This window comes from Janthinobacterium sp. LS2A (assembly GCF_036543145.1).
Taxonomy (GTDB): Bacteria; Pseudomonadota; Gammaproteobacteria; order Burkholderiales; family Burkholderiaceae_D; genus Janthinobacterium; species Janthinobacterium aestuarii.
Window position 1 is genome coordinate 31969 of record NZ_JAZHPB010000001.1, and the last position, 18978, is coordinate 50946.

General features: G+C 63.7%; 20 protein-coding genes. 15 read left to right on the forward strand and 5 right to left on the reverse strand.

Annotated elements, in window-relative coordinates:
* The first annotated feature begins 3 nt into the window (after nucleotides 1–3).
* From V3C40_RS00130 to glpK, 3 genes are all read left to right on the forward strand, one after another.
* The gene (locus V3C40_RS00130; protein WP_034755012.1) at nucleotides 4–279 is read left to right on the forward strand and encodes a DUF2160 domain-containing protein; all 276 of its coding nucleotides are present in this window, start codon (nucleotides 4–6) and stop codon (nucleotides 277–279) included.
* A 72-nt stretch (nucleotides 280–351) separates the two neighbouring features.
* Entirely contained in the window at nucleotides 352–2079 is a 1728-nt protein-coding gene (locus V3C40_RS00135; protein WP_331776109.1) for an ABC transporter substrate-binding protein, read from the forward strand.
* Nucleotides 2080–2157: 78 nt separating this feature from the next.
* Nucleotides 2158–3651 (forward strand): glycerol kinase GlpK, encoded by a 1494-nt coding sequence (glpK, locus tag V3C40_RS00140; RefSeq protein WP_331776110.1) that lies wholly within the window; start codon nucleotides 2158–2160, stop codon nucleotides 3649–3651.
* Between the two features lie 10 nt (nucleotides 3652–3661).
* Here glpK and V3C40_RS00145 read toward each other — a convergent pair whose 3' ends face one another.
* On the reverse strand, nucleotides 3662–4222 hold the full coding sequence (locus V3C40_RS00145; protein WP_331776111.1) for a YdcF family protein: 561 nt from the start codon (nucleotides 4220–4222) through the stop codon (nucleotides 3662–3664).
* A 54-nt stretch (nucleotides 4223–4276) separates the two neighbouring features.
* Nucleotides 4277–4909 (reverse strand): cysteine hydrolase family protein, encoded by a 633-nt coding sequence (locus tag V3C40_RS00150; RefSeq protein WP_331776112.1) that lies wholly within the window; start codon nucleotides 4907–4909, stop codon nucleotides 4277–4279.
* A gap of 142 nt (nucleotides 4910–5051) precedes the next feature.
* Between V3C40_RS00150 and V3C40_RS00155 the strand changes: the two genes are divergently transcribed.
* Nucleotides 5052–6014 carry a GlxA family transcriptional regulator gene (locus V3C40_RS00155; protein ID WP_442907223.1) on the forward strand — a complete coding sequence of 321 codons (963 nt, stop codon included), beginning with the start codon at nucleotides 5052–5054 and terminating at the stop codon, nucleotides 6012–6014.
* On the opposite strand, the gene V3C40_RS00160 is transcribed toward V3C40_RS00155, so the two are convergent.
* Complete coding sequence (locus V3C40_RS00160; RefSeq protein ID WP_331776114.1) at nucleotides 5997–6857, reverse strand: tetratricopeptide repeat protein; 861 nt, start codon at nucleotides 6855–6857, stop codon at nucleotides 5997–5999. The genes V3C40_RS00155 and V3C40_RS00160 overlap by 18 nt on opposite strands.
* Nucleotides 6858–6981: 124 nt before the next feature.
* Between V3C40_RS00160 and V3C40_RS00165 the strand changes: the two genes are divergently transcribed.
* The gene (locus tag V3C40_RS00165; protein ID WP_331776115.1) at nucleotides 6982–7755 is read left to right on the forward strand and encodes a helix-turn-helix transcriptional regulator; all 774 of its coding nucleotides are present in this window, start codon (nucleotides 6982–6984) and stop codon (nucleotides 7753–7755) included.
* Nucleotides 7756–7813: 58 nt separating this feature from the next.
* Nucleotides 7814–8758: a DMT family transporter gene (locus tag V3C40_RS00170; RefSeq protein WP_331776116.1), complete on the forward strand. Its 945-nt coding sequence runs from the start codon at nucleotides 7814–7816 to the stop codon at nucleotides 8756–8758.
* On the opposite strand, the gene V3C40_RS00175 is transcribed toward V3C40_RS00170, so the two are convergent.
* Nucleotides 8724–9071 (reverse strand): hypothetical protein, encoded by a 348-nt coding sequence (locus V3C40_RS00175; RefSeq protein ID WP_034754978.1) that lies wholly within the window; start codon nucleotides 9069–9071, stop codon nucleotides 8724–8726. The genes V3C40_RS00170 and V3C40_RS00175 overlap by 35 nt on opposite strands.
* A gap of 148 nt (nucleotides 9072–9219) precedes the next feature.
* Nucleotides 9220–9720 carry an Lrp/AsnC ligand binding domain-containing protein gene (locus V3C40_RS00180; protein ID WP_034754979.1) on the reverse strand — a complete coding sequence of 167 codons (501 nt, stop codon included), beginning with the start codon at nucleotides 9718–9720 and terminating at the stop codon, nucleotides 9220–9222.
* Nucleotides 9721–9826: 106 nt separating this feature from the next.
* On the opposite strand from V3C40_RS00180, the gene V3C40_RS00185 reads away from it, so the two are divergent.
* The 9 genes from V3C40_RS00185 to V3C40_RS00225 all read left to right on the forward strand — a co-directional run bounded on the left by V3C40_RS00185 (nucleotide 9827) and on the right by V3C40_RS00225 (nucleotide 18940).
* Entirely contained in the window at nucleotides 9827–11116 is a 1290-nt protein-coding gene (locus V3C40_RS00185) for a D-amino acid dehydrogenase (RefSeq protein ID WP_034754980.1), read from the forward strand.
* Nucleotides 11117–11129: 13 nt separating this feature from the next.
* Nucleotides 11130–12245 carry an alanine racemase gene (alr, locus tag V3C40_RS00190; protein ID WP_331776117.1) on the forward strand — a complete coding sequence of 372 codons (1116 nt, stop codon included), beginning with the start codon at nucleotides 11130–11132 and terminating at the stop codon, nucleotides 12243–12245.
* 88 nt (nucleotides 12246–12333) lie between these two features.
* Nucleotides 12334–12891, forward strand: a complete 558-nt coding sequence (locus V3C40_RS00195; protein WP_034754982.1) for an NADPH-dependent FMN reductase — start codon at nucleotides 12334–12336, stop codon at nucleotides 12889–12891.
* 143 nt (nucleotides 12892–13034) lie between these two features.
* Nucleotides 13035–14609, forward strand: coding sequence for a sensor domain-containing diguanylate cyclase (locus V3C40_RS00200; RefSeq protein WP_331776118.1), 1575 nt, complete (start codon nucleotides 13035–13037; stop codon nucleotides 14607–14609).
* Between the two features lie 117 nt (nucleotides 14610–14726).
* Nucleotides 14727–15263 (forward strand): hypothetical protein, encoded by a 537-nt coding sequence (locus V3C40_RS00205; RefSeq protein ID WP_331776119.1) that lies wholly within the window; start codon nucleotides 14727–14729, stop codon nucleotides 15261–15263.
* Between the two features lie 41 nt (nucleotides 15264–15304).
* Complete coding sequence (locus tag V3C40_RS00210; protein ID WP_319991139.1) at nucleotides 15305–15721, forward strand: hypothetical protein; 417 nt, start codon at nucleotides 15305–15307, stop codon at nucleotides 15719–15721.
* Nucleotides 15722–15841: 120 nt separating this feature from the next.
* A complete protein-coding gene (locus V3C40_RS00215) occupies nucleotides 15842–16195 on the forward strand; it encodes a hypothetical protein (protein WP_331776120.1) in 354 nt (117 codons plus the stop codon).
* A 1-nt stretch (nucleotide 16196) separates the two neighbouring features.
* Complete coding sequence (locus tag V3C40_RS00220) at nucleotides 16197–17555, forward strand: TolC family protein (RefSeq protein WP_331776121.1); 1359 nt, start codon at nucleotides 16197–16199, stop codon at nucleotides 17553–17555.
* A 2-nt stretch (nucleotides 17556–17557) separates the two neighbouring features.
* Nucleotides 17558–18940, forward strand: coding sequence for a multicopper oxidase family protein (locus V3C40_RS00225; protein WP_070301998.1), 1383 nt, complete (start codon nucleotides 17558–17560; stop codon nucleotides 18938–18940).
* Nucleotides 18941–18978: the final 38 nt, after the last annotated feature.

Below are 18978 nucleotides of genomic sequence, written 5' to 3' on the forward strand. Positions count from 1 at the left end.
AGCCTGTTCGGCTGGATGGCGTGGACGCCGGAAGTGGCCATCTTCTTTATTTGCATCGGCTTGATGCTGGCCGGCATGACGGTGTGGCAAATCCGTTCGCCCAGCATCGAGCGCAAGGGTTTTTTGCCCATGCCGACGACGCGCGGCGACCGTTTGTTCATCGGCTTGCTCACGGCGGCCTATGTGAATCTGGCGTGGGCGGGGTTTACGGAAATGCAGCAGGCGATTGGTGCTGCCATCAGTTTTGTGTTGTTGTTGATTGTCATGCGTTGGGGATAACCGGCTTGCCGGTGTTGATGGATGCCGTACCGCCAGCAGGCGGCCGGTAAAAACTATAAAAGGAGATTCACGATGAAATTGAAGTTCACGGTCTTCGCGGCTGCGGCCATGCTCGTGTCGAATGCGGCCCTGGCCGACGCCAAGCAGGCGCAAACCTGGATCGACAAGGAATTCCAGCCATCCAGCCTGAGCAAGGAGCAGCAGCTTGCTGAAATGAAATGGTTCATCGATGCGGCGGCCAAGCTGAAAGCCAAGGGCATCAAGGAAATTTCCGTGGTTTCGGAAACCATCGACACCCACGTCTACGAATCGAAGACCCTGGCCAAGGCCTTCGAGGAAATCACGGGCATCAAGGTACGCCACGACATCATCCAGGAAGGCGACGTGGTGGAAAAGCTGCAAACGTCGATGCAGTCCGGCAAGAGCATCTATGACGGCTGGATTTCCGATTCCGACCTGATCGGCACCCATTACCGCTACGGCGCCGTCGAGCCGCTGTCCGACTACATGGCCGCCAAGGGCAAGGAATATACCAATCCTGGCCTGGACTTGAAAGATTTCATCGGCATCAGTTTTACCACGGCGCCCGATGGCAAGGTCTATCAACTGCCCGACCAGCAATTTGCCAACCTGTACTGGTTCCGTGCCGACTGGTTTGCGCGCAAGGATTTGCAAGCCAAGTTCAAGGCCAAGTATGGCTACGAGCTGGGCGTGCCGCAGAACTGGTCCGCGTATGAGGACATCGCCGATTTCTTCACGAATGATGTGAAGGAACTGGACGGCAAGAAAGTCTATGGCCACATGGATTATGGCAAGAAAGATCCGTCGCTGGGCTGGCGCTTCACCGATGCGTGGCTGTCGATGGCTGGCGCGGCCGACAAGGGCATTCCGAACGGCATGCCTGTCGATGAGTGGGGCATCAAGGTCGCGGCTGACAAGTGCACGCCCGTTGGCGCGTCCATGTCGCGCGGCGGCGCCACCAATTCGCCGGCGGCCGTCTTTGCGCTGACGAAATACATCGACTGGATGAAGAAATACGCGCCGCCGCAGGCGAACGGCATGAATTTCTCGGAATCGGGCCCCGTGCCGGCGCAGGGCGAAATCGCCCAGCAAATCTTCTGGTACACGGCGTTTACGGCCGGCATGACGAAACCGGGCTTGCCAGTGGTCAACAAGGATGGCACGCCGAAATGGCGCATGGCGCCGTCGCCGCACGGCCCGTACTGGAAAGAGGGCATGCAGAACGGCTACCAGGACGTGGGTTCCTGGTTCCTGTTCAAGTCCACGCCCGACGACCGCAAGGCCGCCGCCTGGCTGTACGCGCAATTCGTTACGTCGAAAACCGTGTCGCTGAAGAAATCGATCGTCGGCCTGACGTTTATCCGCGATTCCGACATCCGCCACGATTACTTCACGAAACACGCGAACGAATACGGCGGCTTGATCGAGTTCTACCGCAGCCCCGCTCGCGTGGCGTGGACGCCGACCGGCAACAACGTGCCCGACTATCCGAAGCTGGCGCAGCTGTGGTGGAAGAACGTGGCCACGGCGATCACAGCGGAAAAAACGCCGCAAGCCGCCATGGATAACCTGGCCGAGGAAATGGACCAGGTCATGGCGCGTTTGCAGCGTGCCGGCATGAAGGCCTGCGCGCCCAAGCTTAATCCCAAGGTCGATCCGAACCAGTATCTGTCGGACCAGCACGCTCCATGGAAAAAGCTGGCGAATGAAAAGCCGAAGGGTGAAACGATAGCCTACGACAAGCTGCTGCAAGCCTGGAAAGAAGGCAAGGTAAGGTAAACTGCCGCTGCAGTGCTGAGGGCACGGAGCTTGATGGCTCCGTGCCTGTTTTTACCCGTTTTTCCGCGCCACCAGACAATGACCAAATATATACTTGCTTTAGATCAGGGCACCACCAGTTCGCGCGCCATCCTGTTCGACCATGGGGGACGGCCGCACGCCAGCGCGCAGCGCGAGTTCCGCCAGATTTTCCCCCAGCCGGGCTGGGTCGAGCATGACGCGAACGAAATCTGGGCCTCGCAAGAGGGCGTGCTGCACCAAGTGCTGCGCGACAGCGGCGTGGCCGCGTCCGACGTGGCCGCCATCGGCGTCACCAACCAGCGCGAAACGACGGTGCTGTGGGACCGCGCCACGGGTGAACCCGTCGCCAACGCCATCGTCTGGCAAGACCGCAGAAATGCCGCCTATTGCGAGCAGCTGGTCGAGCAGGGCAAGGCGGACGTGATCCAGCAAAAGACGGGGCTCGTGCTGGACGCCTATTTTTCCGCCACCAAACTTAAATGGCTGCTCGACAACGTTCCCGGCGCCCGTGCGCGCGCCGAACGGGGCGAGTTGGCCTTCGGCACCATCGACAGCTGGCTGATCTACAAGATGAGCGGCGCCCATTTGACGGACACGAGCAACGCGTCGCGCACCATGCTGTTCAACATTCATACTTTGCAATGGGACACGGATTTGCTGGCGCTGCTGGACATTCCCGCCTCCCTGCTGCCCGACGTCGCGCCCTCGAGCGGCGTGGCCGCGCACACGCATGCGGCACTGCTGGGCATCTCCGTGCCGATCGCCGGCATCGCGGGCGACCAGCAGGCGGCCACCTTCGGCCAGGCGTGCCTGAAGCCGGGCATGGCCAAGAATACCTACGGCACCGGCTGCTTCATGCTGATGAACGTGGGCAAGCGCCCCCTGCCATCGAAAAACCGGCTGTTGACGACGGTGGGCTGGAGCCTGGGTGCGGGCAGCGACAAGACCGATTACTTGCTCGAAGGCAGCGCCTTTATCGCCGGTGCGGCCGTGCAATGGATGCGCGACGGCATCGGCATCATCCGCGACTCGTCCGAAGTGGAAGCGCTGGCCACCAGCGTGCCCGATTCGGGCGGCCTCGTCTTCGTGCCCGCGTTCGCGGGACTCGGCGCGCCGTACTGGGACCCGTATGCGCGCGGCACCTTGATCGGCATCACGCGCGGCACGGGCAAGGCGCACATTGCGCGCGCGGCATTGGAGGGCGTGGCGTACCAGAACGTCGACGTCCTGTCCGCCATGCAGGACGACGCGGGCATCGCGCTTTCCGAACTGCGCGTGGACGGCGGCGCGGCCCGCAACGACATGCTGATGCAGTTCCAGGCCGACATATTAAATGTGCCCGTGGTGCGCCCCGTGGTAACGGAAACGACAGCCCTGGGCGCCGCCTACCTGGCGGGCCTGGCCGTGGGCTTCTGGGAATCGCAGGAAGAAATCGCCGCCCAGTGGCAGGTGGGACGCCGTTTCGAGCCGAAGATGGCGGCCGATGAACGCTTGAGCCGGCTGCACAAGTGGCAGCGCGCCGTGGAAAGGTCGCGCGACTGGAGCGAGTAAATGTATTGGCTCAGTGCAGCGCAAAATACACGGCGTAACCTACCGTTTCGCGCGGCACCGAGTACACGTCGCGCAGCTCGAAATAGGGCGCATGCACGTTGCCGCTGACGGTGATGCCGCTGCGCTCCAGCGCCAGCCGGAAGCGGGGCACGTGAAAGTATTGCGTGGCCACCATGGCCGTGTGCCAGCCGTGTTGGCGCATCAGGGCTGCAGCGTTGCGGGCCGTGGCGTCCGTCGTCCAGCCTTGATTATCTTTGATGATGGCGCCAGCCGGCACGCCGCGCGATTGCAGGTAGCGGGCCATAGCTGCGGCCTCGTCAAAACCTTCCTTGCCCGTCGCCCCGCTGACGAGGATGCGCGGCGCCCTGTGTTCCTGAAATTGCTTGAGCGCGACGTCGAGTCGCGCCTGCAGCCGGGGGCTGGGCGTGCCGTCTGGCAAGATGGTATTGCCGGGCACGACGATCACGTCGGCGGCGGCGAGTTTGTCGTTGAGTCCCGCCAGCACCAGGGCGGCGGTGGCCAGCAGGAATACGCCAACAGCGCTTGAGCCCAGCACAGTTATTTTTCGCATCGTTCATCATCAAGTTGGGAATGGACGCATGATACCCGTCCATTCCCGCCGGCGTCAGTTCGCCAGTGCCTTGCGCGCGCGCTGGTTCGACAGATAGATATTGTCGATTTCCAGCGGCTTGCCTTCGCTTACGGCCTTGAGCCAGTCCTGCGTGCTGGCGACGGCGGCGAAATTCGAGTGGAACACGGCGCTGAAGACGCGGTGGATTTCCTCGGCGCTGGCCGTGCCGCCCGCATTGGCATAGGGCAGGGTGCCGGTGGCGTCTTGCAGAAACTCGACTTGCAAGCCATCGTGCGCGGCCTGGTAAATGGTGGCCGCGTCGCAGTTGTGCGTCATGTAGCCGATGACGCTCAGGGTGTCGATGCCGTGGCCGGCCAGCCATTCGCGCAAGTCCGTGCCCGCAAACGCGCTGCCCATGGTCTTGTTGATACGGTGGTCGGCGGCAAACGCTGCCACTTGCGGATGCAGCTGCCAGCCGTCGCTGCCCTTGGCGAAGATGGGGGAAGCTTCCGGCGCATCGTGCTGGACGACGATCACGGGCACGCGGGCGGCGCGGGCGGCGGCCATGGCCTGGACGATGTTCGGCAGGGAAATGTCGACGGATGGATATTCGATGGGCATGTCGCCCGTGAAGTATTCATTTTGTACGTCGATGACGAGCAGGGCGCGGCGTGGGGTGCTGGACATGGGTTCTCCTTGAGCGGTTGAAAGAGGAGACAGTTCCTCGATACAGCCATTTTCAAGCTGCTGGCTGCAAACAAAAAGTGGCCCGAAGGCCTATCTGCGATAAAATCGGGCCATGACTACTTCTCTTGCCCTTGCCGCTCCGTTGACGGTGGCCGTGATCGCCTTCGACGGCATGACGCCGTTTCACCTGTCCGTGCCTTGCCTCGTGTTTGGCGCCCAGACGGACGAGGCCGATCTGCCGCCGTTCCACGTGCGCGTATGCGCCGCCGACACCGTACCGTTGCGCACGGCGGCCGGCTTCGGCATCACGCCCGAGTTCGGCCTGGAAGGGCTGGACGGTGCCGATATCGTCATCATGCCGGCCTGGCACGACGATTGCCGCGATGCGGCCGCGCCCCTGGTCGCGGCGCTGCAAGCGGCCAGCCGGCGCGGCGCGCGCATGGTGGGCCTGTGCCTGGGCGCATTTCCCCTGGCGCAGGCGGGCTTGTTGGATGGCAAGAGCGCGGCCACGCACTGGGGCATGGCGGACCGGTTGGCGGCCCGTTATCCCAAGGTCAGGGTGGACCGGGAAGTGCTGTATGTGGACGATGGCGCCGTGCTGACGTCGGCTGGCGTGGCGGCCGGCCTCGATTGCTGCCTGTATCTGCTGCGCCAATTGGCGGGCGCCGAGGTGGCGAACCGGGTGGCGCGCCGCCTGCTGGTAGCGCCGCACCGCCAGGGCGGCCAGGCGCAGTTCATCGAGCGCCCGCTGCCCGTGTCCGGCAGCGAAGGGCGCTTTGCCGACGTGCTCGCCAGCGTGACGGCCAGCCTGGGCCAGGCGCACAGCATCGATGCGCTGGCCGAACAGGCCGCCATGAGCCGGCGCAATTTCACGCGCCACTTCCGCCAGGCCATGGGCACGTCGTTCAAGCAGTGGCTGCTGAACCAGCGCCTGGCGCATGCGCAAGGCTTGCTGGAAAAGAGCGCGGCCTCGATCGACATCGTCGCGCAAGAGGCCGGCTTCGGCACGGCCCTGTCGCTGCGCCAGCATTTCCGCGCGAACTTGCAGACGTCGCCTTCGGCGTATCGCAAGCTGTTCCGGCAGCAGCTAGGCCAGGTCGCCTGACCATAGCATGGCGGGGTCCCGGCTGTCGTGCGGCAGCATCGCGCTGACGGCGATTTGCCGCGCGATGAAGGCGGCTGGATCGAAGGCGTAGCGTTCCTGGAACGAGACGGTTTCCGCGCTCATCAGTTCGGCATACGTTTGCATCAATGTCGAGGCGCGTATCGGGTCGCCCTGGGCCAGGTAGTCGTCGATGGCGGCCAGCAGCACGCGATAATCCCCATTTTCCTTGCTGCCGCCAAAGTGGAACGACAACTGCCCGCAGGCGCGCCAGATGGGGTCAAGCTCCCCCTCCGGCACCGGCTGCGTGCGCAGCCATTGCAAGGCTTTCAGGGGCGGGCCGCCGAATGACGGGGGCGAGATGATGGCCTGGATGGCCACTTTGACGGCGTCGTCGGTTCTTCCCGCGCGCACGTACTGGCCGTGCAGCAGTATCAGGGCGTCCGTATATTCGGGAACGATGGCCAGCGCCGCTTCCAGCAAGGCGATGGCCGCCTCCGGCTTGCGCTGCGCGATCTGTTCCTTGGCTTCCAGGAAAGCGGCGCGCGGCGAAGCGGGGTCGTCGGCCAGCGATGGCGTGCCGACATACTCATCCTCCGCTGCTGCGTAGGCTTGCAGAAACGCCGTCAGGCTGGAAAAGTGCGGCTGGATGCGCCACTCGTCGTGCCACGTTTCGACGACGATGGGTTCGCTCGCTTCGCGGCCGATGGGCCAGTACAGGCCGAACGTGTCGCCATTGCCCAGTGCACTTTCTGCAAACGGGGTGAAGCCGAGCGGCGGATACGCAGTCGTGTGTTGCCAGTCTTGTTGCGCCGAGATGTGGGCGAGGCTTGCGGGTAATTGCATGGAAGCACCGGAGGAGAAAACGCCAGTGTAGGGCAAGAGGACGCGGCGGGCGCGCGCATCTGCGCATCAGCAAGGGAGCACTGAACTGATAAAATGGAGGCTTCTTCGCCCAGGCGGTCTCGCCATGTCCAGTCCATCACACTTTGCCATCGGCCTCAGCTTTCGCAGCTATGCGCACATCGGCGCGCCGGACCGCCACGATTTCGTACAGCTGGTGCTGCCCATCAGCGGACAGCTATTGCTGGAAATCGATGGCAGGCAGGGGAAAGTCGATACGCAGCTGGGCGTGGTGATCGCGGCGCACGCCTGGCATGTCCAGCATAGCCAAGTGGCCAATCATTCCATCATTGTCGACGTGGACGCGGCCGCCGTGGCGCGCAGCGGCTGGCAACGCCTGCTGGACGGTCCCTACACGGCGATCGGGCCGGGCGCCCGCAAGCTGATGGACTACCTGGGCGTCATGGCGCAGCAGCGGGCGCTGACGCCGGCCATCGTCACGGGCTGGACGCCGCTGTTGCTCGATACCTTGTTGCTGGGAGAGCCGCAGCCCCGTTCGCGCCTGGGCGCACTGCTTGCCCGTGTGCAAGCCGAGCCGGGCTTGCCGTGGTCGACGGCGTCGATGGCGCACTTTGCGAATCTCAGCGTCAGCCGCCTGCATGCGCTGTTTCGTGAAGAAATGGATGCCAGCCCGCATGCCTGGCTGTTGCAGCAGCGCTTAGGACGCGCCTGCGACTTGCTTGCCGCCGGCGATGCCAGCCTCGCCGAGATCGCGCTGGCGGCCGGCTTTTCCGAACAGAGCGCATTGACGCGCGTCATGCGCGACAGCATGGATGTCACGCCAGCGGCCTACCGGCGCGCTTGTCGCGATAAATGGGAGAAATGGTCAACAAGGCAGTAGCTGGCGCCAAGAATCGACGCGGCAGACTTGCCACAATCTCCTTTTCAGGAGATTGACCATGCATCAAGAAAACAAGAGCCGGCTGGGCATGCTGGCTGGCATCGCCGCAGGCGCACTGTGGGGGCTGGTATTCCTGGCGCCGGCGCTGATCCCCGCTTTCCAGCCGCTGGAACTGTCCGTGGGCCGCTACCTGGCGTATGGCCTGATCGCGGCCGTGCTCGTTGCACCGTCGTGGCGGCGCCTGCTGCGCGCCTTGAGCTGGCGTGAATGGCGCGGGCTCGTCTGGCTCAGCCTGACAGGCAATATCGTGTATTACGTGCTGCTGGCCAGTGCCGTGCAGACGGGCGGCGTGGCGATGACGTCGATGGTGATCGGCTTGCTGCCGCTGGTCGTCACGCTCGTCGGCAGCCGCGACCGGCATGCCGTGCCGCTGCGGCGCCTGATCCCTTCTTTGCTGCTGAGCGCGGGCGGGCTGGCCTGCATCAGCTGGCAGTCGCTGGCCAGCCCCCGCCATGCGTCCCTGCTGGGGCTGCTGTGCGCGCTGGCGGCGCTGCTGTCGTGGACGGTGTATGCGGTCGGCAACAGCCGCTGGCTGGGACGGCTGCACTCGGTATCGGCGCAGGAGTGGAATTTGCTCACGGGCGTGGTGACGGGCGCTGCCGCGCTGCTGCTGGCCATTCCCGTCGCGCTTGCCGCACCTGCCGCGCATGGCGGCACGGCCTGGCTGCAGTTTGCGGGTGTCGTCATGGGTGTCGCGCTGCTGTGCTCCGTCGTCGGCAATGGCTTGTGGAACCATGCCAGCCGCGTGTTGCCGCTCACCCTGATGGGGCAGATGATAGTCTTTGAATTCCTGTTTGCCTTGCTGTACGGTTACTTGTGGGAGCAGCGCTGGCCTACGCTGGCCGAGGCGGCGGCCACCATGCTGTTGCTGGCAGGCGTGGCGGCGTGCGCTGCGGCGCACCGGCCGCCTACTTGCGCGGCTCGTGTATCCGGAATTTCCTGACGATACCCGCCTGGTCGAACATGACGGCCACTTCGCGCGTGCCTTTTTCGCCGAGCAGGGGGATCAGCCGCGTCACCTTGGGCGCTTGCAGCTGGTTCTTGTAGACCCAGACTTCATAGCCGGGATCGAAGCTGACGACGGTGGCGTTGCCCAGGGCCGCGTCGAGGTCGAGGCGGGTGGTCTTGCCGACCTTGATGTTCTGATAGATGGCGCCATTGTCCGGCGCGCGGTTGACCTTGTATTCACTGGCGGTGCACATGGCCACGGCCAGGCCCGCGAGGCAGGAAGCTGCCAGTTTGATCAATGTGTTCATAGGGACTCCCAGTGTGCATCACTGCTTCCAATCTCAGAGGGGACGGGCGTGATGTCAGGAGAGGAGTGTGCTTGCGAACCAGGCAATGTGCTACAAGATTATACAAAGGTGCACAAAACGATGCCTTTGGTTCCGGCAGACGGTACTTTTATCGACTCTGCAATACGTCGGTCGACAGCGCCAGCGTTTCCTTGATTTCTTCCATCACCACATAGCTTTTCGATTGCGCGGCGCCCGGCAGCTGCAGCAGCATGTCGCCCAGCAGCTTGCGGTACTCGGCCATTTCATGGATGCGCGCCTTGATCAGGTAATCGAAGTCGCCCGACACCAGGTGGCATTCCTGTACCTCGGGAATTTGCAGCACTTCGCGGCGGAATTGCTCGAAGGCGGACGCGGATTTTTGATTGAGCGTAATCTCTACAAAGACGAGCAGCTTGGCGCCCAGCGCGGCCGGGTTCACCTTGGCATGGTAGCCCGTGATGACGCCGTCGCGCTCCATGCGCTTGACCCGCTCGATGCAGGGCGTGATGGACAGTCCCACCTGTTCACCGAGGTCTTTCATCGAGATGCGGCCATCCTGTTGCAGGATGCGCAGGATGTGGCGATCCAGCTTGTCGAGGCCACGTGCCGATTCTTTAAGGATTCTCATGATTTATTGCTGAATATCTCGATTTATACGTGAACAAATACTGGCTCTTTCCCAATATGATAGCGGTTAATCTGGCGTCAGCCTAAAAAAATATAATGAGGAAACTATGCGTATCGTGATTCTGGGTAGCGGCGTCATCGGCGTCACCAGTGCTTACTATCTGGCCAAGGCAGGACATGAGGTGACCGTCATCGACCGTCAGCCGGGCCCGGCACTGGAAACCAGCTTTGCGAATGCGGGGCAAATCTCGCCCGGCTACGCTTCGCCATGGGCTGCGCCCGGCATTCCCCTGAAAGCCGTGAAGTGGATGATGCAACGCCACGCGCCCCTGGCCATCTCGCTCGACGGCAGCGCCGCCCAGCTCAAATGGATGTGGCAGATGTTGCGTAATTGCACACCGGAAGCGTATGCCGTGAACAAGGAACGCATGGTGCGCCTGGCCGAATACAGCCGCGACTGCTTCAAGGTCTTGCGCGCCGAGGCGGGCATCACCTACGAAGGCCGCCAGCAAGGCACGATGCAATTGTTCCGCACCGAAAAGCAATACAACGACGCCGCCAAGGATATCGAAGTGTTGAAAGACGCGGGTGTGCCGTATGAAGTACTGCAGCGCAACGAACTGTCGCGCGCCGAGCCGGCCCTGGAAGCCGTCAAGGATAAGCTGTTCGGCGGCTTGCGCTTGCCCAACGATGAAACGGGCGATTGCCAGCTGTTTACCACGCGCCTGTCCGAGATGGCCGTGGCGCTGGGCGTGAAGTTCCGCTATGGCGTATCGATCGACGCGCTGCTGACGCAGGGTGATGAAATCGCCGGCGTGCAGTGCGGCGCGGAAATCGTCAAGGCCGACTCCTACGTGGTGGCGCTCGGTTCCTATTCGACGGGCTTCATGAAGCCGCTGCTCGATATTCCCGTGTATCCGTTGAAGGGCTATTCGATCACCGTGCCTATCGTCAACGCGGCCAAGGCGCCCGTGTCGACCATCCTCGATGAAACCTACAAGATTGCCGTGACCCGTTTCGACGACCGCATCCGCGTGGGCGGCATGGCGGAAATCGCCGGCTACAACCTGAACCTGAACCCGCGCCGCCGCGAAACGCTGGAAATGGTCGTCAACGACCTGTTCCCTGGCGGCGGCAATACGGCGGAAGCGACCTTCTGGACGGGCTTGCGCCCGATGACGCCGGACGGCACGCCGATCGTCGGCCGCACGCCGCTGCGCAACCTGTTCCTGAACACGGGCCACGGCACCCTGGGCTGGACCATGTCCTGCGGTTCGGCACAGTTGCTGGCCGACCTGATGTCGTCGAAGAAGCCGGCCATCCTGGCCGACGACCTGTCCGTCAGCCGCTACAGCGGCGCGCAGGGCCATGGCAAACTGCAGCACGCGGCGGCCTGAGATGGGGGCCAGCATGCCTCCGAAGGAACGTAGCGGCGCCATCCTGACGGTGGACCTGGACGCCGTGCGCGCCAACTACCGCTTGCTGCGCGACAAGGCGCACCCGGCCGCCTGCTCGGCCGTCGTGAAGTCCGACGCGTATGGCCTGGGCGCCGCGCAAGTGGGCGCGGCCCTGTATGAAGAAGGTTGCCGCCACTTTTTTGTGGCGCACCTGGAAGAGGGCATCAGCCTGCGCCCGCATGTGGCGCCCGACGCGGACATCTTCGTGCTGCACGGTCCGCCCGTCGGCACGGAAGGCGAATTCACGGCCCATGGCCTGATTCCCGTGCTCAACAGCGAGCCGCAGGTGGCTGGCTGGCGTGCGCATGCGAAGGCGCTGGGCAAAACCTTGGAAGCGAATGTGCAGGTCGACACGGGCATGTCGCGCATGGGTTTGTCGCCGCAGGAAATCGACGCTTGGCTGCTGGACCCGCACTTTCTCGACGGCATCAAAGTGCGCTACCTCATGAGCCACCTGGCTTGCGCCGACGAGCGCAGCAACCCGATGAATGGCGAACAGCTGGCACGTTTTACGGCCATCCGCGCCCGTTTGCCACAATACCGCGCCAGCCTGGCCAATTCCTCGGGCATCTTTTTGTCGCCCGATTATCACTTCGACCTGGTGCGCCCCGGTGCGGCCCTGTACGGCATCGGGCCGCAGGGCGGCGAACCGAATCCCCTGCGTTCCGTGGTGCGCCTGCAAGGCAAGGTCTTGCAGACGCGCACGATTGCCGCCGGCGACCACGTGGGTTACAGCCGCCGCTATACGGCCAGCGAGCCGCGCCAGGTGGCCACTGTTTCCGTCGGTTACGCCGATGGCTGGCTGCGCAGCATGAGCAACCAGGGCCTGGCCATCGTCGATGGCGTGAAAGTGCCGCAGATCGGCGCCATCTCGATGGATTCCATCACCTTGGACGTGAGCGCCATCGCCGAAGAGCGCGTCGCGCCGGGCAGCCTGGTCGACCTGATCTGCGCCGAACACCCGGTCGACGCCGTGGCGGCCATGGCCAATACCATCGGCTACGAGGTATTGACGAACCTGGGCGGGCGCTACTACCGCGAATACCAGGGATTGGCTGGCGCACGCTAAACAGCGCGAAACCCATGATTGTGTGGCAAGATAGCCCCGGTGTGAACTCCACTCCGGGGCTTCTTTTTAACCATCATCGGGGATATATATGAGCCAATATAACGTTGCTATCATCGTCGGCAGCCTGCGCAAGGATTCCTTCAACCGCAAGCTGGCCGACGCCATCGTCAAGCTGGCGCCGCCCGAATTTTCCTTCAAGCACATCGAAATTGGCGACTTGCCGCTGTACAACCAGGATGACGATGGCGCACAGGCCGAGCAGGTGCTGCGCCTCAAATCCGACATTTCCGCCTCGCAAGCCTTGCTCTTCCTCACTCCCGAATACAACCGCTCGATTCCCGGCGTGCTGAAAAACGCGCTCGACCACGGTTCGCGTCCGTATGGCCAGAGCGTGTGGGGCGGCAAGCCGGGTGCCGTGCTCGGCGTGTCCGTCGGTGCCACCGGCACGGCCCTGGCGCAGCAGCATTTGCGCAATGTGCTGTCCTACCTGGACGTGCCGCTGCTGGGCCAACCCGAAATGTTTATCCAGGCCAAGGATGGCCTGTTTGACGAACATGGCGGCATCGGTCCGGCCAGCCTCGGTTTCTTCCAGGGCTGGATGCAGCGCTACGTGGACTGGGTCCGCAAGCACGCTATCCACGCTTGATGCAGATCAAAGCGGCAGCGTTCTGCGTTGCCGCTTGTACATTTTCTTTGACCATGGATGCCAACATTTCAATATTGGCACGGGCGTCTCGGTATAATGCGCTCTTTCTTTAGCGCAATACTTTCCAACTTCTTGCCGACCCCATGTGGACTAAACCTGTTCTGCGCATGAACCTGCGCCGTTTGATCGTGCTCGTGGCCTTTATCAGCGCCCTGGTGTCCCTGGCCAATACCTTCTATGCCAGCTACAGCGTGCAGCGCCAACTGCTGATCGATACGACCCTGGAAGCGAACCACGCGTATGCGAGCAAGCTGGCCAGCACGGCCGAGGATTTCCTGCAGTCGGCGCGCCAGCAACTGGCCTACAGCGCCGGCAGCCTGCCATCGCGCATGGGCGACGATGGGTGGCTGACGGACGAGGCGCAGCGCCTACGTTTGCAAACGAACAGCTTCAATTCCGTGCTCATCGTCGATGCGGACGGCAAGGTGCTGGGCGTGTCGCCGGAAACGCTGGCCCTGAAAAACCGCACGCTCGACTCCGTCGGCGCCGTGCAGGCGCTGCGCGAACGGCGCCCGCTGGTGACGCAGCCCTACGTTTCCTCGGCCGGCAACCTGGTGGTCTTCATTTCGCATCCCATCATTGGCAAGGATGGCCGCTACCTCGGCTATGTGGGCGGCAGCATCTACCTGAAACAGAAAAACATCCTGTACACCATGCTGGGCCAGCATTACTACCGCGACGGCTCCTACCTGTATGTGGTGGACCAGAACCGGCGCCTGCTGTACCACCCGGACCCCGAGCGCCTGGGCGACCTGGCCGGCAAGAATGACGTCATCGACACCATCGTCGCGCAGCAGGGCGGCGGCAACCGGCGCATGAGCAACAGCCTGGGCGTGGACATGCTGGCTGGCTACGCCGTCATGCCGTCGACGGGCTGGGGCATCGTGGCGCAGCGTCCCACGGCCATGACCCTGGCCCCGCTGAACCAGCTGATGGCCAACACGGTATGGCATTCGCTGCCGATCGCCTTGCTGAGCCTGCCATTCATCTGGTGGCTGGCCAGCCTGATTTCACGCCCCCTGATGCAGCTGGCCGACGGCGCGCGGCGCATGGATGCGCCCGGCACGGCCGAGCACATCGCCGGTATCCGGGCCTGGTATGTGGAGGCGGCGCAAATCAAGAAAGCCCTGCTGAAGGGCTTGGCGTTGTTGCAGAACAAGATCGGCAAGTTGAAGACCGACGTGCAGACGGACCCGCTGACGGGCCTGTCGAACCGGCGCGGCATGGCGGCGGCGCTCGACGTCTGGCAGGCGCAGGCGCGGCCGTTTTCCGTCATCGCCATCGACATCGACCATTTCAAGCAAGTCAACGACCAGTGGGGCCATGCCGTTGGCGACGACGTCATCCTGCGCCTGGCGCAGCTGATGCGCGCCTGTTCGCGCGATGCCGACGTGCTGTGCCGTACTGGCGGCGATGAATTCATCATGCTGCTGCCCGACGCCGACCTCGACGCGGCCCTGCAGGTGGCCGAGCGTTTGCGCGCCAGGGTGGCCGCCGCCGTGATTCCCGGCGCAGGCGCCATCACGGTCTCGCTGGGCGTCGTGTCGTCGGAACAGGAGGCGGGCACCACGGACGCCGTGCTGCTGGCTGCCGATGCCGCGCTGTACGTGGCCAAGGAAAACGGACGCAATTGCGTGGGCATCACGGAGCCTGCCTGATAAACTGATCCGCTATTTTCTGTTGCATCTGAGCCTGTCCGCTTTGCCCGCCAGCGCTTACCATGTGACCCTGATCAGCTACAACGAGGACAACGGGCATGGCAGGGATGGATATTGATGACGTTTGAGCAAGCACCTGGCATCCGTTGCGAAGTCGCTGGACAGCCGCACCCGCTGTCCTTCCTAGGCTGCCGCGGACTCAACTATGGCCAGCACAGCGTGCTGCCGCTGCACCCGTTCCGCCTGAGCGTGCCGGAAGCGGCGCTGGCGGCCTTGCTCGACGAGCCGTTCAACAGTTTTATCCAGACTTGCCGCGAGGACGACCTGCAGGACGAGGAAAGCGACTTGCCCGCGCTCAAGGAAGCGGGCTATCCCGACATCACGGCCATGCTGGCGGGCCACCGGCAACTGCTGGCCGAAATGCTGTACGACTTCATGATCAGCGATTTAATGGACGCGATCGGGCGAGCCAGCGGCTACCGGAGTCAGGTTCCACGCTACTGGGGCGACGTGGAGGCGGCGGACAACCGCGCGTATTTCATCGTCAATGAAGTGGAGACAGTCTCTTTTGCCGATGGTCAGGTCATCTTCGAAGGGCAGGGCTACTACGGCACCTACGTCATCTGGCTGACGCACGGCTACGTCCGTAAATAGGGGCTTGACCTTCCTCGTGTGGGAAGGTTTATAGTTGTGTCATGAACCGTGCCTTTTTCCGCTTTCTCGCCCGCTCGCTGCTCTGGCTGCTAGCCGTCACGCTGCCCTTGCAGGGCTTTGCGTCGGCCATGCGCAGCTGCTGCGTGGATGAGCTGGCGGTCACGGTCACGGTCGCCGTCGAGGCAGTGCAGGCGCCCCAGTGCCACGACATGGCCGGCATGCACATGCAGAACCAGCCGATGAAAATGGCCATGGACGATGGCGGCGCCACGCACCACGGCCATGATTGCAGCAACCATGGCGCTTGCACCGTGGGTGCCACGGCGCCGCCCGGCATGCCTGCCTTGCACGCCTTGACCCTGCGCGCGCCGCCTCCGGCGCTGGCGCCCGATTCCCTGTTCGCCGGGCATATCCCGCCTGGTCCCGAACGTCCCCCGAGAAGCACGCGCTCCGCCTGACCGCCCGTTGAACCTGGCGGTGCGGCCATCGCACGTCCCAGCATCCTGAGCCTTGCACCGGCCGCGCCAGCGTTCCAGTCGCGCGCCCGCCGCGCCATACCCTGTCATTCAAGGAATACCATGAAACACCTGTTCAGCCTCGCGCTGGCTGTGCTGCCGCTGGCTGCCGCAGCGCAGTCCCAATCCGCCCCGCAAGAGGCGCAAGCATCCGTGCCTGCCACCACCTACCGCTCCGCCTTTGCCGGCTACCGTCCCGCCGCCGAGGAAGAGGCCACGCCCGACCAGACCTGGCGCGCCGTCAACGACAAAGTCGGCAAGGCCGGCGGCCACATGGGCATGATGAAAATGGATGGCCACAAGATGGACGGCCACAAGATGGAAGGGCACAAGATGCCGATGGCCCAGCCCAACCCCAGCCCCAAGCCGGATAAGCCTGCCCCGCAACATCAGCACCACCAGCATGAAGGACACTGACATGACGCGTTTCAAGAACCCGTATGGCCTCACGCCGCTGGCCCTGGCGGCCGTCCTGCTGCTCAGCGGCTGCGCCAGCTTCAGCCAGGATGGCGGCATGCAGACGGTCTCCGCGCTGGCCGACGCCCGCACGGGCGCCCCGGCGGCGCTGGCGGACAAGGGCGGCGAGGACAAGCTGACGCAATTGCTGGCCCAGCCCCTGGACGCCGACAGCGCCGTGCGCATCGCCCTGATGAACAACCACGGCATGAAGGTGGCGCTGGCCGAACTGGGCGCGTCCGAATCGGACCTCGTGCAAGCGGGGCGCTTGCGCAATCCCGGCCTGTCGTTCGGCCGCTCGCACGGCAGCCACGGCAATGAAATCGACCGCGGCGTCAGCTTCGACCTGGCTGGCCTGCTGACCATGCCGATGCGCGTGAACATCGAGCGGGGCCGTTTCGAGCAAGCCAAGCTGCAGGCCGCCAGCAGCGCCGTGCAACTGGCATCCGACACGCGCCGCGCCTACTTCAACGCCGTGGCCGCCGTGCAGACGGAAGCGTTCATGCAGCGCGCGCTGCTGTCGGCCGAGGCTGGCGCCGAACTGGCCACGCGCTTGCAGCAGGCGGGCAACTGGAGCCGCCTCGACCAGGCGCGCCAGCAAGTGTTTTATGCGGACGCCGCCGGCGACCTGGCGCGCGCGCGCCACCAGGCATTGGTGACGCGCGAGCACCTGACGCGCTTGCTGGGCCTGTGGGGCAAGCAGACCAGCTTTACTTTGCCATCGCGCTTGCCCGACTTGCCGGCCCAGGCGGCGGACGCGGGCAATATCGAGGCGCAGGCGATGGAGCAGCGCCTCGACGTGCAAAGAGCGAAACTCGACGTGCATGCGACGGCCGATGCGCTGGGCTTGTCCAAGGTGACGGGCTTCATCAATGTGCTCGACGTGGGCTACACCAACAAGAGCAGCAGCGAGGCGCCGCGCGAAAACGGCTATGCAGTGTCGCTGGAATTGCCGCTGTTCGACTGGGGCTCGGCGCGCAATGCGAAGGCGCAAGCCTTGTACGAGCAGTCGCTGCAGCGCACGGCGGGCACGGCTGTCAAAGCCCGCTCGGAAGTGCGCGAAGCGTATTCGAGCTACCGCACGGCCTACGACCTGGCGCGCCACTACCGCGATGAAGTCGTGCCGCTGCGCAAGACGATCTCGCATGAAGTATTGCTGCGCTACAACGGCATGCTGGCCAGCGTCTTCGAGCTGCTGGCCGACGCGCGCGAACAGGTCGCCAGCGTCAACAGCGCCATCGAAACCCAGCGCGATTTCTGGATCGCGCAAACCGAATTGCAGTCAGCCATCAATGGCAGCGGCCCAGCCAACAAGGAATAATGATGATTACACGTAGAAACTTTTTCATGAATGCGGGCGCCGTCGCCCTGAGTGCGGCCGCTGTCAGCCGAGTCGGCGCGGCATCGTTGCCGGAAGCCGTCAGCATGGCCGGCGCCGATACCAAGGCGCCGCCACCACCGCCGAACGGGCGCCCGTACAATCCCGTCGTCACCCTCAACGGCTGGTCCTTGCCCTGGCGTATGAACAACAACGTCAAGGAATTCCATCTGGTGGCCGAACCCGTCGTGCGCGAACTGGCGCCCGGCATGCAAGCGAACCTGTGGGGCTATAACGGCCAGTCGCCAGGGCCGACGATCGAAGTGGTGGAGGGCGACCGCGTGCGCATCTTTGTCACCAACAAATTGCCGGAACACACGAGCGTGCATTGGCATGGCCAGCGTTTGCCGAACGGCATGGATGGCGTCACGGGACTGACCCAGCCGGGCATCGCCCCCGGCAAAACCTTCGTCTATGAATTCGTTGCCAAGCGGCCCGGCACCTTCATGTACCACCCGCATGCCGATGAAATGACGCAGATGGCCATGGGCATGATGGGTTTCTGGGTCACGCACCCGAAAGACCCGAACTTCATGAAGGTGGACCGCGATTTCGTCTTCTTGCTCAGCAACTACGACATCGATCCCGGCAGCTACACGCCGAAGATCATGACCATGACGGATTTCAATTTGTTCACCTTCAACAGCCGCGTCTTCCCCGGCATCGACCCGATGGTCGTGCGCCAGGGCGACAAGGTGCGCGTGCGCGTGGGCAATCTCACCATGACGAACCACCCGATCCACATGCATGGCCACGAATTCGAGGTGACGGGCACCGATGGCGGCTGGACGCGCCCCGAATCGCGCTGGCCCGAAGTGACGACCGATATTGCCGTGGGCCAGATGCGCGCCGTGGAGTTTACCGCCACGGACCTTGGCGACTGGGCTTTCCACTGCCACAAATCGCACCACACGATGAATGCCATGGGACATGATGTGCCCACCATGATCGGCGTCGACCACCAGGGCGTGGCGGCGAAGATCAACCAGCTCGTGCCCGGCTACATGGTGATGGGCGAACGGGGCATGGCCGACATGGGTGAAATGCAGATGCCGATTCCCGACAATACCCTGCCGATGATGGCCGGAGACGGCCCCTTCGGCGCCATCGGCATGGGCGGCATGTTTACCACGGTCAAGGTACGCAAAGACCAGAAACCGGGCGACTACCGCGACCCGGGCTGGTACAAGCATCCGGCCGGCAGCGTGGCCCATGAATGGACGGGCGCCTTGCCGGCACCGGTGCGCGGCCAGGGCGCGGGCAAGCCGGTGACAAAAAGCGGCGTGGAGATGACGGTGCGCAAGCCAGGTGGGCACAGCGGGCATTGATGCGCCCCTCCCGGGGACTTGCTAACACGGCAAGCTCC

Bases quoted from the DNA above. Each gene is read 5' to 3' on its own strand.
- V3C40_RS00180 (WP_034754979.1), bottom strand. From the start codon at position 9,720: ATGAGAATCCTTAAAGAATCGGCACGTGGCCTCGACAAGCTGGATCGC.
- V3C40_RS00145 (WP_331776111.1), bottom strand. From the start codon at position 4,222: ATGCGAAAAATAACTGTGCTGGGCTCAAGCGCTGTTGGCGTATTCCTG.
- V3C40_RS00185 (WP_034754980.1), top strand. From the start codon at position 9,827: ATGCGTATCGTGATTCTGGGTAGCGGCGTCATCGGCGTCACCAGTGCT.
- V3C40_RS00220 (WP_331776121.1), top strand. From the start codon at position 16,197: ATGACGCGTTTCAAGAACCCGTATGGCCTCACGCCGCTGGCCCTGGCG.
- alr (WP_331776117.1), top strand. From the start codon at position 11,130: ATGCCTCCGAAGGAACGTAGCGGCGCCATCCTGACGGTGGACCTGGAC.
- V3C40_RS00165 (WP_331776115.1), top strand. From the start codon at position 6,982: ATGTCCAGTCCATCACACTTTGCCATCGGCCTCAGCTTTCGCAGCTAT.
- V3C40_RS00225 (WP_070301998.1), top strand. From the start codon at position 17,558: ATGATTACACGTAGAAACTTTTTCATGAATGCGGGCGCCGTCGCCCTG.
- V3C40_RS00215 (WP_331776120.1), top strand. From the start codon at position 15,842: ATGAAACACCTGTTCAGCCTCGCGCTGGCTGTGCTGCCGCTGGCTGCC.
- V3C40_RS00175 (WP_034754978.1), bottom strand. From the start codon at position 9,071: ATGAACACATTGATCAAACTGGCAGCTTCCTGCCTCGCGGGCCTGGCC.
- V3C40_RS00170 (WP_331776116.1), top strand. From the start codon at position 7,814: ATGCATCAAGAAAACAAGAGCCGGCTGGGCATGCTGGCTGGCATCGCC.
- V3C40_RS00200 (WP_331776118.1), top strand. From the start codon at position 13,035: ATGTGGACTAAACCTGTTCTGCGCATGAACCTGCGCCGTTTGATCGTG.
- V3C40_RS00150 (WP_331776112.1), bottom strand. From the start codon at position 4,909: ATGTCCAGCACCCCACGCCGCGCCCTGCTCGTCATCGACGTACAAAAT.
- V3C40_RS00195 (WP_034754982.1), top strand. From the start codon at position 12,334: ATGAGCCAATATAACGTTGCTATCATCGTCGGCAGCCTGCGCAAGGAT.
- V3C40_RS00205 (WP_331776119.1), top strand. From the start codon at position 14,727: ATGACGTTTGAGCAAGCACCTGGCATCCGTTGCGAAGTCGCTGGACAG.
- glpK (WP_331776110.1), top strand. From the start codon at position 2,158: ATGACCAAATATATACTTGCTTTAGATCAGGGCACCACCAGTTCGCGC.
- V3C40_RS00160 (WP_331776114.1), bottom strand. From the start codon at position 6,857: ATGCAATTACCCGCAAGCCTCGCCCACATCTCGGCGCAACAAGACTGG.
- V3C40_RS00135 (WP_331776109.1), top strand. From the start codon at position 352: ATGAAATTGAAGTTCACGGTCTTCGCGGCTGCGGCCATGCTCGTGTCG.
- V3C40_RS00210 (WP_319991139.1), top strand. From the start codon at position 15,305: ATGAACCGTGCCTTTTTCCGCTTTCTCGCCCGCTCGCTGCTCTGGCTG.